Annotated in this window: 8 protein-coding genes; all 8 read left to right on the top strand. The window is 41.4% G+C overall.

Annotation, left to right across the window (positions count from 1 at the left end):
* The first annotated feature begins 332 nt into the window (after positions 1-332).
* The 8 genes from K1I97_RS04405 to prsA all read left to right on the top strand — a co-directional run bounded on the left by K1I97_RS04405 (position 333) and on the right by prsA (position 17,993).
* Positions 333-9,476: a beta-N-acetylglucosaminidase domain-containing protein gene (locus tag K1I97_RS04405; protein WP_223351603.1), complete on the top strand. Its 9,144-nt coding sequence runs from the start codon at positions 333-335 to the stop codon at positions 9,474-9,476.
* A gap of 389 nt (positions 9,477-9,865) precedes the next feature.
* Positions 9,866-11,014: a hypothetical protein gene (locus tag K1I97_RS04400; protein WP_223331597.1), complete on the top strand. Its 1,149-nt coding sequence runs from the start codon at positions 9,866-9,868 to the stop codon at positions 11,012-11,014.
* Between the two features lie 76 nt (positions 11,015-11,090).
* On the top strand, positions 11,091-12,047 hold the full coding sequence (locus tag K1I97_RS04395; protein ID WP_223331596.1) for a competence protein CoiA: 957 nt from the start codon (positions 11,091-11,093) through the stop codon (positions 12,045-12,047).
* A gap of 18 nt (positions 12,048-12,065) precedes the next feature.
* On the top strand, positions 12,066-13,868 hold the full coding sequence (pepF, locus tag K1I97_RS04390; protein WP_223331595.1) for an oligoendopeptidase F: 1,803 nt from the start codon (positions 12,066-12,068) through the stop codon (positions 13,866-13,868).
* Position 13,869: 1 nt separating this feature from the next.
* The gene (locus tag K1I97_RS04385) at positions 13,870-14,583 is read left to right on the top strand and encodes an O-methyltransferase (RefSeq protein WP_223331594.1); all 714 of its coding nucleotides are present in this window, start codon (positions 13,870-13,872) and stop codon (positions 14,581-14,583) included.
* Positions 14,584-14,631: 48 nt separating this feature from the next.
* A complete protein-coding gene (locus K1I97_RS04380; RefSeq protein WP_223331593.1) occupies positions 14,632-15,255 on the top strand; it encodes a recombinase family protein in 624 nt (207 codons plus the stop codon).
* A 303-nt stretch (positions 15,256-15,558) separates the two neighbouring features.
* The gene (locus K1I97_RS04375) at positions 15,559-16,857 is read left to right on the top strand and encodes an LPXTG cell wall anchor domain-containing protein (protein WP_223331592.1); all 1,299 of its coding nucleotides are present in this window, start codon (positions 15,559-15,561) and stop codon (positions 16,855-16,857) included.
* Between the two features lie 188 nt (positions 16,858-17,045).
* Positions 17,046-17,993 (top strand): peptidylprolyl isomerase PrsA, encoded by a 948-nt coding sequence (gene prsA, locus K1I97_RS04370; RefSeq protein WP_223331591.1) that lies wholly within the window; start codon positions 17,046-17,048, stop codon positions 17,991-17,993.
* The last annotated feature ends 175 nt before the right edge of the window (positions 17,994-18,168 follow it).

Genomic DNA, 18,168 nt, shown 5'->3' with positions numbered 1-18,168 from the left:
CGAGTTTTCGGAGAGTCTTTTTGTTATATGTGTATTAATCCGTCTCACGCTGTAAGGTCTCAGACAAGTAAACTAATCTCTATGCTAGTGTGATATTTGATAAGTTTATTAGAGATAGTGCTCAGTAATATCAAGATTTCTTTGAGAGGCATATAAGAAATCAAAAAACGTTAGCTACTCTCTAGAATGTTTGATACTTGAGTTAATTAGAAACTTTAAATTTTTTTATAAAAAGACTTGACATTTTTAGGGAAGGGTTGCATATTAGAGATAATAATATATAAAATGCGTTATTGAAAGCGCTTACTCATTTTTAGGAGGAGAAAAGGAAAATGGATAAGAGATTTTTTGAAAAAAAATCTACCTATAGCATTCGGAAATATGCTGTAGGAGTGTGCTCTGTTGTGATAGGAACTATGTTATTCAGTTCCCAACTAGCTGCAGCTGCAGAAGTTACTCCTACAAGTCCTGTTTCGAGTGCTAGTTCGGCGACTGAGACTGATGAGACTGCTTCGGGGGCGGTAGAGAAGATTCAACCCTTAGATGAATTGCCAGCAGATTTAGCTGATAAACTAGCTAAAGCAGAGGCGGGGGGAAATGATACTCCAAGTACAGAAGGTCATGAACCAACTTCCGAAGCATCTGCGGAAGCGACTTCACCTAAACCAGCTCAACCTAAGGTTAGCAATGAACCAACTCATCCAGAATCAGCAACAACTGCACCAACAACAGAAGTGGAAAAGACCCCTGATATCAATCATTTATTAAATGTTCGTGTAAGCGCATCCAATCACGAACAAAACACTTCTTTTACTGCTGATAAGGCAGTTGATGGAGATAGTACTAGTCGTTGGGCGACAGATAAGGATGTAGTCAATCCTCAGTTGACTATGACACTAGATAAAGTGACATCAGTCAAACGAATTGAGATCGATTGGGATCGTAGACAGAGAACAGGACAGCCGAACGATCCAAACATTCAAGGATGGAAATTATACTATGCTACAGCTGAAGCTATCAATGAAGAGGAAGCGACACGTAAGTGGAAGTTGGCTTATGAAAAAGATGGTCAACCGGTTTTAGACGAAAGAGTCAACTTGGATGCTCCGATTGAAGCCAAATATCTCAAATTGGAAATCACAAAATACACTGAAGGTAGTATGCGCTGGCGCAATGTCGGTATTCAGGAAATACGAGCTTATTCTAACATTCCAGAACCAGATAAGGTAACAAATCTTAACCAAGTAGAGTCACTGACTTTGGCTCAAGATGGACATTCACTTGTTTTACCTGAATTACCAGGTAAAGTTAGCTTAGTTGGTAGCAATAAAACAGGTGTGATTGATCTGAATAATAAAATCCACCAGCCTTTAACAGAGCAGACAGTTAAAGTTTCTTTGCAACAAGTGCATGAAGGCCAAACCATTACCAAGGAATTTGAAGTTAGAGTTCCTGGTCGCTATGCAGATGAGGGAGTTGGAGACAAACCAACAGTGGCTCCAACTGTTCAGCAATGGCATGGTGAGGAAGGACGTTCTTCTATTTTGGAAGATACCGTTCTATCTGTTGGAGATTCAGGATTTGACAAGGCAGCTAATTTCTATGCCAATGATTTGATTTCTCGAGGTTTAGAGCTTGCCAAGGGAGACAGTACTTCCGCGCATCGTATTGAGTTTAAAAAGGTAACGGACAAGGGCTATGGTGAAGAAGGCTATGGTATTACGATTCGTGATAATGTCTTTACCATTGAAGCGCAGACCAATAAAGGTGCCTTTTATGCTACTCGAACCTTACTTCAAATGGGGCAAGAAAATATCCAAAATGGTGAAATTCGAGACTTTCCAAGTTTCAGCCACCGTGGATTTATGCTAGATACTGGTCGTAAGTTTATTCCTTATGATACTCTTGTGGACATTATGCTAAACATGGCTTACTACAAGATGAATGACTTGCAGTTGCATTTGAATGATAACTATATCTTCCTCAAGGAGCACTTAGCAGGTAAACATCTGACCAAGGAGCAGGAAATTGAGTATGTGCTCAATCATGCAGATACAGGTTTCCGTTTACAGACAGATATTGTCGGTGACAATGGTGTGCCTTTGACTTCTAAGCAACACTATACCAAAGATGAAATGCAAAGACTCATCGCTTTGGCTGATGAGCTAGGAATCAACTTGGTGCCAGAAATTGATACACCGGGGCATGCTTTATCATTTGTGAAGGTTCGTCCAGACTTGATGTATAAAGGACAGCTAAGTCCGAATAAGCACAATGTAGAGCGTGTTGCGATGCTTGATTTGGACAAGAATTATGATGAAACATTGCGCTTTGTCAAGTCTGTTTATGATAAATTGCTGGATGGTAAGGATGCACCGCTTCGTGGAGTTAAGACGATTCACATCGGAACAGATGAGTACTATGGCAACAATGAAAACTATCGTCGTTATGTCAATGATTTGATTACCTACATTAAAGGTAAGGGTTATACACCACGAATTTGGGGTTCACTTAGCCGTAAGAGTGGTCAAACCCCAGTTGATTTGAAGGATGTCGAAGTGGATATCTGGAGTCTAGGATGGCAACATCCCCAAGCGGCTTTGAAGGCTGGTGCTAAAATTATCAATATTACTGATGTTCCGACTTACAGTGTGCCAAATGGTAATAACCAGCAAGGAGCATATGGTGATTACTCTTCTTATGAGTATCAATATAATCGTTGGACACCAAATGATTTTACGACAGCAGGAAATGGTCCAAAATTAGCGGCTTCAAACCCTCATATCTTGGGTGGTGGACATGCTGTTTGGAATGATAATATTGATCTCCACGAAACAGGCATGACTTCTTATGATATTTTCAAGCGCTTCTTTGAAGCAACAAGAGTTACTGCTGAAAAGACATGGGGATCAAACCGGGCTGCTAACAACTTTGCAGGAAGAACCTTACCACACGCAGACTATGTTTATGCACCAGGTAGCAATCCAGAGTACAAGATTGATGATACTGAGACCTATGAAATTAATCCAAAGACAATCAAGCGTTACGATGCAGAAAACATCACACAAAGCACTAAAGGCCTGGTCTTCAATAAAGAAAGCAAGATTGAAAATGCCATTGGGAACGTCGGTCCAAGTCACGTCTTAAAAGTTGATGTGACGGTTACAGGTGACGGTGTGCAGGAGTTAGCTTCTAGTGAGGGGAACAAGCTCTATTTGTCTGATGAGTCAGGTAAAGTAGCCTATAAGTTTGAGCAACACCATATTCAGTTTGATAAGACATTGGAAAAAGGTAAACGCTATGAGCTAGTCTTTGTCACCAAACCTCAGTCAACTGAGCTCTATGTCAATGGTGAAAAGATTAATCGTATTGCTAACCCAGCTCACCCGAGATTGGCTCACACAAGTCTTGTCCTACCTCTTGAAAAAATCGGAGGTTTTGAAGGTACTTTGCACAATCTCAGCTTGTCTGATAAGCCATTTGTCAATCCACGTTTGATTGCACAGAATCAGATTGCCCGTGTGGAGGCAAGCAGTGAGCAACTACCAGGAAATGCGACAGAAGGAGCTGTTTCTAAAGCCTTTGATGGCAATCCTGCAACCTTCTGGCATTCACATTGGACGAAGAAGGATCCGTCTTATACGGTTACTATGACCTTGAAGCAAGCGACAGCTGTAAATGCTTTGACTTATCTTCCTCGTCCAGGTGGCGGAAATGGTCTTGTGACTAAATATGAAATCTATGCTAAAAAGGCTGATCAATTGGTTAAGGTAGCTGAAGGTACTTGGGATAATAATGCAGCTGAAAAGATTGCAAACTTTGAAGCTGTCGAAACGGATACAATCCAGTTGAAGATTCTACAGGGAGTAGAAGGATATGCTAGTGCAGCTGAAATCAATCTTTTGAAACCAATAGCTACATCAGATGAGCCTGCTACACCACCAGCACCAAAACCAGATCCAAAACCCGAAACTCCAGCTCCGAAAGATGACGGAACTGTTGAATTGGAAGATACCTTTATCGCTAAAAAACCAGCAGATCCAAGTGTAGTAGAAGCAGCTTTGAGAAGCCAAGAATACCTTAAGAAACAGTATAAGATTTTCCCAACTCCTCATAAGGTTACTTATGGCGATGGCTTGGTACGTCTAGATAAGAAAGTTCATTTGGTAATTGGTGAGCAAGTTGATATTTATACTCGTAATCGACTCAAGTCTATTTTGCAAAATAGCAATATCTCCTATACTACTGGTAAGACAGCCGAAGCTGGAGCAACTAATATCTATCTGGGAGTTCACCAGACTGGCTCAAAAGCGGAAGAAGCTCAGAAAACAGAGTCTGTCAACCAAGGACTATTTGATAAGATTGATGCTTATTCATTAGTGGTTAAAGGTCAGCAAATTTCCATTGTCGGAAAAGATACAGATGCTGTCTTCTATGGACTAACAACACTCAAGCATATGCTAAATGATAGCTCTGCTCCAGTTCTGCGTGAGGTCAATGTTGAAGACTATGCAGATGTGAAGAATCGTGGCTTTATCGAAGGCTATTATGGTAACCCATGGTCCAACGAAGATCGTGCGGCCTTGATGCGTTACGGTGGTGATTTGAAACTGACCCAGTATTTCTTCGCACCAAAAGATGACCCATATCATAACAGCAAGTGGAGAGAGCTTTATCCAAAAGAAAAACTAGAAGAAATCCGTCAGCTCGCTAAGGTGGGGAACGAAAACAAGACTCGTTATGTTTGGACCATTCATCCATTTATGAATAGTCGAATTCGCTTCCAAAACGAGACGGTTTACCAAGAAGACTTGAATGCAATCAAGGCTAAATTTACCCAGTTACTGGACGTCGGCGTTCGTGAGTTTGGTATCCTTGCAGATGATGCAGCTCAGCCTTATGGTGGTTATGAAAGTTATAACCGCTTGATGAAAGATATGACCGATTGGTTGACTGAAAAACAAGCGACTTATCCGGGCTTGAAGAAAGAGATGATCTTTGTTCCAAGTCAGTATTGGGGCAATGGTCGGGAAGACGAATTGCGTTCCCTAAACCGTAATCTTCCGAAAAGTAGCATTATGACTCTGACAGGAGGAAAGATTTGGGGTGAAGTTTCTGAAAACTTCTTGACTCAACTTAAGCAAAATATAGAGGCATCTGGTCAACCATATCGTCCTGTTCAACTTTGGATCAACTGGCCGTGTACAGATAATTCTAAACAACACCTTATCTTGGGTGGTGGTGAGAAATTCCTACACCCTGGTGTGGATCCAAGCCTAATCGGTGGGGTCATGCTCAATCCAATGCAACAATCAGAACCATCTAAAATTGCTCTCTTCTCAGCTGCAGAGTACAGCTGGAATATCTGGAAGAATGAGGCAGAAGCCAAAGCTGTTAATGATATAGCTTTCAACTTTGCAGAAACAGGTCGTTTCACAGAGACCAAAGAATCTGCAGCCTTCCGTGAGCTAGGTAAGCACATGATTAACCAACATATGGATAATCGTGTTGTGAAGCTAGAAGAGTCTGTAGAGCTAGCTCCGAAACTGACAAACTTCATGAGCAAGCTGAAAGCAGGTCAAGATGTCTCAGCTGAGCGCAAAGAGTTGAAGGCAGAATTTGCTAAGCTAAAAGCTGCAGCTGAGACCTATAAAGCATCAGGAAATGAACAGATGCGTGAGCAGATTAAGTACTGGCTTGACAATACCATTGACCAGATGAATGCCTTAGATGCTCTCTTGACAGCTACTGAATTTATTGGTAGTAAAAATGCTGACGGCCTTTGGAATAATTACTACAAGGGCTTGAAAGATTATGAGCAATCTAAGAAACATTCTTTCTGGTATGTTGACCATTACGAAAATGCTGAGCTAGGTGTACAGCATATCCGTCCATTTATCCTTAACCTTAAAGAATATCTGGCCAAGGAGATCGAAAAAGAACTGAACCCAGATAAAGTTGTAACGACCTTCATTACTAATCGTACAGGTGGTGAAGGAGATTTGACTCAGGTCTTGGACGGAGACTTGTCTACTCAGATTATCTTTAAAAATCCAACCAGAATTAGCGCTGGTGATTATGTTGGACTCCAGTTCAATAAGCCTGTTTCTATCAAGAAATTGAGCTTTGCTATGGGAGCTGTCAGCAATCTGAAAGACACCTTTAACAAGGCCAAGATTGAATACCTAAATGAAGCGGGTGAGTGGACTGCCCTTCCTCAAGGTAACTATGTCGGCAATGAGTCTGAGATTACCTTAGATAATCTTGACATCAAGGCCAAAGGTATTCGAATGGTTGCGACAGAAGAACGAGACAATACTTGGTTTGCAGTCCGTGAAATCGCAGTTAACCGTCCTCTTGAAAATGCCAAGAAGAAAGCTGGAAGTATTACCATCAGTCCAAATCTGGTCTATAAACTCAATACAACGGCTGCCAAGATGACTGACAATAGTGATAGCACAGAAGCAATGTTGGCAAGTTCTTCAACAGCAAATGGAGAAAGAGATACAACCCCGGTAGATGCTTGGGTACAGTTGGATCTTGGTTCTCAACAAACAGTCAAGAAGATTCGTTTGGTACAAGGAGTGACAGATAAGCTAGCAGCTGGTGTCATCGAAGTCTCTACTGACGGACAAAACTGGACAACGGTAGCCAACTTAACAGGTGAGCAAAGCAAAGAAGTTGAAACCAATCAGAATATCCGTTATGTACGCGTTAGAAATACGCAAAAGACTAATTTCTGGTGGCGAATTGGCAACCTATCTGTCGAGTCAGAGACTGGAACAGACCAATACACAGACACTGATGTTGAACAACTCAAGACTACTCAAGTCCATGAAAAATTGGGCCGCTACGAGATGGATATTCCAGCTGGAACAACTTTAGATGCGGGCCAATATCTTGGAATGAAACTAGATCGCCTCCATGAAATTGAGGATTTGAAACTGGGTGAGAATGCTAATCAAGCACTCCAGCTTCGCTATTCTCCAAATGGGGTGGAGTGGTATAGTGCCTCTGAGTTACAGGATCACCAGCTCGTCCGCTATGTACGTCTTGAAAACAAGACAGGTCAGAAACAGGCAATTGGAACGACTTCCTTGCTCTTGACTACTAAGGAAATTCAACCAACATCAATTGAGTCAACCAGCATGGGTATCGATCCTAACTATGGTAGTGGAGATGTTCGTAAAGCGAAAAACCTAGACCAACTCTTTGATGGTGATTTAAACAATTATGTTGAATTTTCTGATTATCCACAAACCGATGGTCATATGACTCTCAATCTTGGAGCAACCCGTCAAATTAAGAAGATTCGTGCCTACATTAAAGATGGCACACAGAACTATCTTCGTGATGGAAAGATTCAAGTTAGCGCAGATGGCAAGACCTGGAAAGATGTAGTTTCAGTAGGAGATGGTCAGGAAAATCCAGCACGTGATGACTCCTTAACTGATGGCTGGACACATGATTCACAGCGACCTGGAAATCGCTATATTGAGGGAGAATTGCCAGAAGCAACTGCAGCGAAATATCTCCGAGTGCTCTACACAGCTCCTTATCGTCATCGCTTTGTTGGATTTACAGAGTTAGTTATCAATAATGGAGAATACACTAAGTCAGTCAATAATCCAACTGTGGAAGGTGCGGGTACAGAGAGCAAGTCATCTGAAAAGAATAATATAGCAGATGGAAATATTCTCAGCAGTTACAAGGCGACCCAAGACAGCGGTGAGTTGATTTACCATCTATCTGAAAAGACAGAATCAAATCATGTTCGCCTGATTTCAGATATTCCAGCAGGAAGCTCAGCGCACGTTTGGGCAAGAACCATTTCCAAAGATGGGCAAACAGCTTGGCAAGACTTGGGTGCGGTTACCACAAGTTTCCAAACCTTCCAGCTCGCTAACAGCGCCCACTTATTAGATGTTAAATTGAAGTGGGAAGGTGGTCGCCCTGAGTTTTATGAGGTTTCTACCTATCATGCTGAGATAGCTGAGACACCTAATCCAGATACACCAACACCACCAGTTCACAAGACGACACCAGCTGAAGGCGTTCCAGCTCCTGTAGTCGAACAGTCGCGCTTGGATGTGGTAACTGAAGAAGTTGGCTTCAAGACCGTCGAACGTGAAAATCCGCAATTGCCTAAGGGTACCCGAAAAGTTGTCCAAGAAGGCAAGGTTGGTGAGAAAACCACGCTTGTTGAAGTGACGATTGAGAATGGTAAGGAAAGCGGTCGAGTGACTCGAGATAGCTTCGTTTCCAAAGTTCCAGTGGATCAGATCGTGGAAATCGGTAAACCAGTCACGCAAGTGACACCAGCTGAAGGCGTTCCAGCTCCTGTAGTTGAACAGCCACGCTTGGATGTGGTAACTGAAGAAGTTGGCTTCAAGACCGTCGAACGCGAAAATCCACAGTTGCCTAAGGGCACTCGAAAAGTTGTCCAAGAAGGCAAGGTTGGTGAGAAAACCACGCTTGTTGAAGTGACAATTGAGAATGGCAAGGAAATCGGTCGAGTGACTCGAGATAGCTTCGTTTCCAAAGCACCAGTGGATCAAATCGTGGAAATCGGTAAACCAGTCGAGCAAGTAACACCAGCTGAAGGCGTTCAAGCCCCTGTAGTTGAACAGCCACGCTTGGATGTCGTAACTGAAGAAGTTGGCTTCAAGACTACTGAACGCGAAAATCCGCAATTGCCTAAGGGCACCCGAAAAGTTGTCCAAGAAGGCAAGGTTGGTGAGAAGACCACGCTTGTTGAAGTGACGATTGAGAATGACAAGGAAAGCGGTCGAGTGACTCGAGATAGCTTCGTTTCCAAAGTTCCAGTGGATCAGATCGTGGAGATTGGAAGTAAGGAAGAAAAACCAAGCACTCCACCAGTACCATCTAAACCGGAAAGTGATTTGCGTATTCTGACTGATAAAGCTACCAAGGTTCAAGTCATTGGTACCAAGGCTACACTGGATAAAGTTGTTAGTCTGAAAGTCAAGAAAGTGAAAGCACAAAACTTGGAAGGCAAGATTTATGATGCCTACGATATTACTCTGGAAGATCAAGATGGTCAGCCAATCCAGCCTAAAGGCAAGGTATTTGTCAGTCTGCCTCTAGCTGCGAACAAAGAAGTTGAAGCTGTCTATACTGTTAAAAGTGCTCAGCAAGTGGATAGTCTTGTTTTCCAACAAAAAGGTCGCTATGTCGAATTCATGACAGGTCAACTGAGTGTTTATGCAGTTGTGTACAAGACTAGTGCGAGCCAAGTGCAGGAAGAAAAACCAGAAATTCCTTCACAAGATCAAACTAACAAGCCTGATTCTCCTCAGAATCAAGAAGCTAAACCGGATGCACCGCTACAGACTCCAGAAAGAAAAGAGACTGCAGTCTTGCCAAATACTGGAACAGCAACAGATTCCGCTTTCTTACTTGGTCTTTTAACCGCCTTGACAGGATTGTTCCTGTTCAAAAAGAAGGAGAAGTAAGAATCATATAAAAATCTTGTATTTGCTGAATGATGAAGGTTAGGAGAAGATCAGATGGTCTTCTCCTTTGTCTCTTTGTCAACTGTAATGGGTTGATAAAAAGGTAACATGGGGAGAAGGCATTAAGTGTCTTCTCTTTTTGGGTATCCAGTGTGAGAGAAATACGACTTTCAAAGTTTGAAAAGTTTCTATATTCAAAGTCGTGACATTTGATATTTTTAGTAGCTTAAATAGAAATTACTTCTAAAAGTTTCTATTCGTTTTTTGTTTGCGTTGGTTGATTGGGGCGAACAGAATTTTATGCTATACTAGAAGTAGGAAATTTGAGCAGTAGAAGTGTGTTACTTCATCTCTCTACGCAAGGAATTGTAAATTGTGGAGGTGATTAAATGACTAGTCTTTTGGTGGAGTTGTATGATCGGCATGTATTGGAAAAGAATGTCTACCAAGCTTTTGTCAGTGATTGTGACGAGATTCTCTTTTTATCTTTGACGAAAATAAGCAGTAACGATAAACTTTCACTGCGCCATTTTATCTTGGATGAGGTTCCCCATATTCAACGAGTGACCTTTCGTCAGTTATCCTTAGAACAGATGTCTAATCAGTTAGATTATTGCTTGGCTGAGTATGACCAGGTCCTCCTTGATGTTTTTGGTGGGGATTCGCTACTAGTCTTATCTCTCTATCAATACGGCTTGGATCGGGACCTTCCCATAGTTGCCATGGATGTCGAGCGAGGAAAACAATACAAGTGGGTAGCTGGTCAGTTAGAAAAAGAAGACTTAGACATTCCAACCCTAAGCATCCAACAGCTGATAGCCTTACGTGGTGGAAAAATGCTCAAATCAAAACGCCCTATCCACTCAGCTCAGCAAATTGCAGCCATTAAAAAGCTAGCCAGCTCTGCTATTTCCAATCCTGCCCACTGGTATCAAGTGACCCAATTTTTCTCTCTAGCTAAGACCAATGACCTGCATTCTGAGACAAAGAAGATACTGGAAAACAATGGCAAGTATTATCACTACCCAGAATCTCTCATCCCCTTACTGGAGGAAGCAGGGATGCTTTGTATTGAAAGCGAAGACAAGAAACGAGTAGCATACAGCTTTCCAAGTCAAGAAGCTCAAGTTTTTTGCCGCAACAAGGGGCATATTTTAGAGGTGTATCTCTATCTCTTGGCGCTCGAATCTCAGCTATTTGATGAGTGCATGATAGGCGGTGAGATTGATTGGAATGGCATCTTTCCAGAGGCGGACAATGTTCAAAATGAGATTGATGTCATTCTGAGAAAGGGACGATCGATTACCTTTATCTCTTGCAAGATGACAGATTTATCAGTTGAAGCCATCAATGAACTAGAAGTCTATGCCAATCATTTTGCTGGAGAGAGTTGCCTCAAGTTAATTGTCTGTACGGGAAAAATCAATCCAGTTTATGCCAATCGCTGTCAAGAATACGGCGTGCTGGTCATTAGAAGCGAGCAGATTCCCAATCTCATTCCCATGCTAAAAAAATTTTCTAAGAGACAAAAAAGATAAGAGATAATATCATGAAAGGCTGGAATTCCAGTCTTTTTTGCTTCTTTTTCGAATAAATGAGAAAAGGAGGTAGACCATGTTTGTAGCCAGAGATGCCAAGGGAAATTTGGTGAATGCCCTCGAAAAAAATGTGACTAAGCAAGCTTATACTTGTCCAAGCTGTGGGGGCGGACTACGATTACGCCAAGGACAGAGTATTCGAACGCACTTTGCCCATGAAAGGTTAAGAGATTGTATTGCTATTTTCGAGAATGAAAGTCCAGAACACTTGGGCAACAAAGAGGCTCTTTATCACTGGGCCAAGAAAGACAGTCAGGTAGCCTTAGAATATAGTTTGCCCGAGATCCAGCAGGTTGCGGATGTTCTCGTCAATGAGAAACTAGCTCTGGAGATTCAGTGCAGTCCCTTGTCTCAAAAGATTTTAGGCGATAGAAGTCAAGGATACCGTAGTCAGGGCTATCAGGTTATCTGGCTACTGGGAGAAAAACTCTGGTTAAAAGAGCGATTAACACAACTGCAAAGGGGATTTCTCTATTTTAGTCAAAATATGGGTTTCTATGTTTGGGAACTGGATCTCAAAAAACAAGTTTTGAGGCTCAAATATCTTTTGCATCAGGACCTACGTGGCAAGCTTCATTTTCAGGTCAAGGAATTTCCCTATGGCCAAGGAAATATTTTGGAAATTCTACGATTTCCTTATCAAAAACAAAAACTGCCTAGTTTTGCGGTTGTGCAAGATTCCACTATCTGTCACTATATTCGCCAGCAGTTGTACTACCAAACGCCTTACTGGATGAAGAAACAGGAGGAGGCCTATCATCAAGGAGACAATCTATTAAACCGTCAACTGGACGACTGGTATCCACAGGTCAGGCCGATAGAATCAGGTGATTTTTTGCAGATTGAAACGGATTTGACTAGCTATTATAGAAATTTTCAGGCTTACTATCAAAAAAATCCGAAAAATAATCGCCAAAAGCTCTATCCACCAGCCTTTTATCACTTATATTTCTCAAAAAATGTGGTAAAATAGAAAGGATGGAGGAATCTTATGGTATTACAACGACATGAAATAAATGAAAAAGATACATGGGATCTTTCGACAATCTACCCAACAGACCAGGCTTGGGAAGAAGCCCTGAAAGATTTAACTGAAAAAGTACAAACAGCATCTCAGTATGAGGGACATCTCTTGGACAGCGCAGACAGTTTGCTTGAGATCACAGAATTCTCACTTGACTTGGAACGCCAAGTTGAAAAGCTTTATGTCTATGCGCATATGAAAAATGACCAGGACACGCGTGAATCCAAGTATCAAGAGTACTATGCTAAGGCAATGACCCTATACAGTCAGTTAGAACAAGCCTTTTCATTCTATGAACCTGAGTTTATGGAGATTAGTGAGGAGCAGTATGCGGCTTTCCTAGAAGCTCAACCAAAACTCCAAGTTTACAAGCACTTTTTTGACAAGCTCTTGCAAAAGAAAGACCATGTTCTTTCGCAACGTGAGGAAGAATTACTTGCTGGAGCAGGAGAAATCTTCGGCGCTGCTAGTGAAACCTTCGCTATTTTGGACAATGCGGATATTAGCTTCCCATACGTTCTTGATGATGAAGGCAAGGAAGTGCAACTCTCACATGGTACTTACATCCGTTTGATGGAGTCTAAAAACCGTGAAGTGCGCCGTGGTGCTTATGAAGCCCTTTATGCGACTTACGAGCAATTCCAACACACCTACGCTAAGACTTTGCAGACAAATGTTAAGGTGCAAAACTACCGCGCAAAAGTTCGCAACTATAAGAGTGCTCGCCATGCAGCCCTCGCAGCCAACTTTGTTCCAGAAAGTGTCTATGACAATCTAGTAGCAGCAGTTCGCAAGCACTTGCCACTCTTGCATCGTTACCTTGATCTTCGTTCAAAAATCTTAGGTATTTCTGATCTCAAGATGTACGATGTCTACACTCCACTGTCTTCAGTAGAATACAGCTTTACTTATGAGGAAGCCTTGAAAAAGGCAGAAGAAGCCTTGGCGATCTTGGGTGATGACTACTTGAGCCGTGTCAAACGCGCCTTCAGTGAGCGTTGGATTGATGTCTATGAAAACCAAGGCAAGCGTTCTGGTGCCTACTCTGGTGGTTCCTATGATACCAATGCCTTTATGCTTCTCAACTGGCAGGACAATCTAGACAATCTCTTTACCCTTGTCCACGAAACGGGTCACAGTATGCACTCGAGCTATACTCGTGAAACCCAACCATATGTTTACGGAGATTACTCTATCTTCTTGGCTGAGATTGCCTCAACAACCAACGAAAATATCTTGACAGAGAAATTATTGGAGGAAGTAGAAGACGATGCGACTCGCTTTGCTATCCTTAATAACTTTTTGGACGGTTTCCGTGGAACAGTCTTCCGTCAAACTCAATTCGCTGAGTTTGAACATGCTATCCACCAAGCAGACCAAAATGGAGAAGTCTTGACAAGTGATTTCCTCAATAAACTATACGCAGACTTGAACCAAGAGTACTATGGACTCAGCAAGGAAGACAATCCTCAGATCCAATACGAGTGGGCACGCATTCCACACTTCTACTATAACTACTATGTTTATCAGTATTCGACTGGTTTTGCAGCTGCTTCAGCCTTGGCTGAAAAGATTGTCCATGGTAGTCAAGAAGATCGTGACCGCTATATCGACTACCTCAAAGCAGGTAAATCAGACTATCCACTCAATGTTATGAGAAAAGCGGGTGTTGATATGGAAAAAGAAGACTATCTTAACGATGCCTTTGCAGTCTTTGAACGCCGCTTGAACGAGTTTGAAGCCCTTGTTGAAAAATTAGGACTAGCTTAAGATGGTAGAGTCTTACAGTAAAAATGCCAACCATAACATGCGTCGTCCCGTCGTCAAGGAAGACATCGTAGAACTCATGCGCCAGCGTCAAAAGCAGGTGACAGGCTCCCTGAAAGAATTGGAGACCTTCGCTCGTAAGGAAAATATTCCCATTATTCCTCATGAAACAGTTGCCTACTTCCGTTTTCTCATGGAAACTATGCAACCTAAGAACATTTTGGAAATTGGAACAGCTATCGGTTTTTCAGCCCTCTTGATGGCGGAACACGCGCCAGATGCCAAGATTACAACCATTGACCGTAATCCAGAAATGATTGGTTTTGCCAAGGAAAACTTTGCCCAGTTTGACAGTCGCAAGCAAATCACCTTACTTGAAGGTGATGCTGTTGATGTTTTATCTACTCTGACGGAGACTTATGACTTTGTCTTTATGGATTCGGCCAAGTCAAAGTACATCGTCTTTCTGCCTGAAATCCTCAAGCACTTGGAAGTCGGTGGAGTAGTGGTCTTGGATGATATTTTCCAAGGAGGAGATGTTGCCAAGGACATCATGGAAGTCCGCCGTGGTCAGAGAACCATTTACCGTGGTTTGCAAAGACTTTTCGACGCAACTTTGGACAATCCAGGTCTAACAGCAACTCTAGTTCCACTTGGAGACGGCATTCTTATGCTACGAAAGAATGTGGAAAATGTAACTTTACCAGAAATGGAATAAATTAAAAAATAGTACAATCCTCCTGTATCAAGTAATAGGAGGATTTTTATGTCTCAAAACATCATCAATATTGGCTATGCACGCGTTTCAACCCATAAGCAAGATTTGGGCTTAGAGGTGCAAATCGATGCTCTCAAGCATTGTGACCATCTTTTTATCGAGTGTGAATCTGGTTCCAACAATGTACGTCCAGAACTCGAAAAGGCCTTAAAATTGGCTTGTGACCTTTCAAAGGAAGGCAAACAGGTCACTTTTACTATCTATAAGTTAGATCGCCTGACTCGCTCCATGTTCAAATTGCTAGAACTAATTGAACAATTTAATGCTTCTGATATTCAGCTAGTCAGTTTGCATGAAAAATTGGAAACTGACTCGCTCATTGGTAGGTTACTTTGTGTCATTTTAGGTTTTGTGGCAGAAAGTGAACTGGAAAATTTGCGATTTCGTACCCGTGAAGGACTTCGTAAAGCCAAGGAAAAAGGTGTCAAACTAGGCGCCAAGCGAATTTCTAAAGAGAAGGAGGAGAGAATTATTCAGCAGTATTTGGCAGGGGGAACAAGCATCAGAACAATAGCAAAAACAGAACGAATTTCGACCTCAACCATCTATAAAGTCTTGGAACGAAACAAGGTTGCCAATAATCGCAAAAAAGTTTCGCAAAATTCTTGCTAAAAACCAGACAAAATGTTACAATGAAGGCGTAAATATGTTTCGATTAACGACCGTTTGGCGAAACATTCAAAATAACAATATGAATATTTCAGAAAATACGAATTTAACAAGGTTTTGAGCCTGTGTTGGATTTGTATTTTTTTTGTTTTTTAAGTGTATCGTTTAACGGTCCTTACGCGATACACCAAAACCCTTGTCGCTCAAGTGGTTGAGGAGAACTTTACGAAATACTAAATCAAAAATTAGGCCTTTTGTAGTATTTGCATACCTTAAAAATAATTCTACATTCCTAAGGAGGAAATGATGAAAACGAATAAAGTAACCAAACTTGGTATTTCTTTGCTTTCCGTTGCTGCTCTTGGTGTTGTTGCGCCAGCTTTGATTGATACACCTATTTTTGGAGTTGCTGTCGTAAAAGCTGAAGAACAGCAAGAGCCGTTAAAATTCCGCATCACTTATTATGATATTGAAACAAGAGAGACACTTGGTCAAATGACGGGCGTGATAAATCCCGGGCAGACTATCAATATCTATAAAAAATTTAATGGACATGAGATAATCTCAAAGGATAGCTGGATGCCAAACTATGACATGACGTATGACATAGTTAATGAATACTTCTATGGCTCGGCAGACGGATACAATGATCTGCGCCTAGAATACAAGAAAGTAGAGAAGCCAACTCCGGAACCAGCACCAACGCCAACTCCGAAACCAGAGGTGACACCAGAGACTAAACCTTCAGAAACTCCGAAACCAGAAGTAAAACCAGAGACTAAACCATCTGAAACTCCAAAACCAGAAGTTAAGCCGGAAACCAACCCTTCAGAAACTCCGAAACCAGAAGTGACACCTGAGCCTAAGCCTTCAGAGACACCAAAACCAGAAGTAAAACCGGAAACCAACCCTTCAGAGACACCAAAACCAGAAGTAAAACCAGAGACTAAACCATCTGAAACTCCAAAACCAGAAGTTAAGCCGGAAACCAACCCTTCAGAAACTCCGAAACCAGAAGTGACACCTGAGCCTAAGCCTTCAGAGACACCAAAACCAGAAGTTAAGCCAGAAACTAAACCTTCTGATACACCAAAACCAGAAGTAAAACCGGAAACTAAACCTTCAGATACACCGAAGCCAGAAGTTAAACCAGAGACTAAACCATCTGAAACTCCGAAACCAGAAGTAAAACCGGAAACTAAACCTTCAGAGACTTCAAAACCAGAAGTAAAACCGGAAACTAAACCTTTAGAAACTCCGAAACCAGAAGTTAAGCCTTCAGAAACTCCGAAGCTAGAAGTTAAGCCGGAAACTAAACCTTCAGAGACTTCAAAACCAGAAGTAAAACCGGAAACTAAACCTTTTGATACACCAAAACCAGGAGTTAAGCCGGAAACCAAACCACAAACTAATTCGAATACTGCTCCACAAGCTCCTGTAAAACCTGTTGGGCAAGATTCAAACACTAAAGCTGACAAACCTGTCTCGAAAACAGAAACTACAGCCCTACCAAACACTGGAGAACAAAATTCAATTCTTGGATTTGCAGGCTTTCTCCTTGCAAGTCTTGGTCTAGCAGGCTTGACTTACAAAGGACGTCACTAAAAAATAATACAAGATAAACAAAGAACTTGAACCGTTGTTCAGGTTCTTTTTGGAATGAAAAAATTGAATCGTTAAAAATTTAAAAGCTACTATTTTTAGTCTTATTTAAGTTATCTGCTATAAAATATGGTATAATGATTGAGTTGGTCTAGAGAAATTTTTGACCGTTTTTAGAAAAAGGAGTAAACATGAAGAAAAAACTATTGGCAGGAGCCATTACCTTATTATCTGTAGCAACTTTGGCTGCTTGTTCAAAAAGTTCTGAAGGGGCTGACCTCATCAGCATGAAGGGTGATGTTATCACCGAACACCAATTTTACGAACAAGCTAAAAACAACCCAACTGCACAACAAGTCTTGCTCAATATGACGATAGAAAAAGTATTTGAAAAGCAATATGGGTCTGAAGTGACTGAACAAGAAGTAGATGACGCGGTTGCCGAGGAGCAGAAGAAATACGGGGACAGTTATCAAAATGTTCTTTCACGTGCAGGAATGACTCCTGAGACTCGTAAAGCTCAAATTCGCACCAGCAAATTAGTTGAATTGGCAGTTAAGAAAGCAGCAGAAAATGAACTGACTGACGAAGCTTACCAAAAGGCTTTTGAAGCATATACACCAGATGTAACAGCACAAATCATCCGTATGGATAATGAAGACAAGGCAAAAGAAGTTCTCGAAAAAGCAAAAGCCGAAGGAGCTGACTTTGCTCAGTTGGCAAAAGACAACTCTAACGATGACAAGACAAAAGAAAATGGTGGAGAAATCACTTTTGACTCGGCATCTACTGAACTTCCAGAACAAGTCAAGAAGGCTGCCTTTGCTTTGGATGTGAATGGGGTGTCTGATGTGATTAGAGCAACTGGTACCCAAGCTTATAGTAGCCAATTCTACATCATCAAAGTAATCAAGAAAACAGAAAAATCATCAAATCTAGATGATTACAAAGAAAAATTAAAAACTGTCATTTTGACACAGAAACAAAACGATGCTTCCTTCGTTCAGGGTGTCATCGGAAAAGAATTCCAAGCAGCAAATATTAAAATAAAAGACCCTGCTTTCCAGAGTATTTTTGCTCAATATATTGGAAGTGGAGACTCAAGCTCAAGTTCAAGCAGTAGCTCATCAGCAGAATAAAAAAGAAAAATACAAACTTTGTCTTGAAGTTTGTATTTTTTAGCAATCAGTTTCGTTCAAATAGCAAAATTCGAAGGATTGGAGGATAAGAGTTTTTTTCTTTCTGAAAAAATGGTATAATAGCAATCAAAACTAGAAAATAAAACGGAATTGGGAACAGTTGCCTCTGTTCCTA

Origin of the sequence: Streptococcus oralis (assembly GCF_019929345.1) — a bacterium.
Taxonomy (GTDB): Bacteria; Bacillota; Bacilli; order Lactobacillales; family Streptococcaceae; genus Streptococcus.
This window is presented reverse-complemented; position numbering and strand designations above follow the sequence as displayed.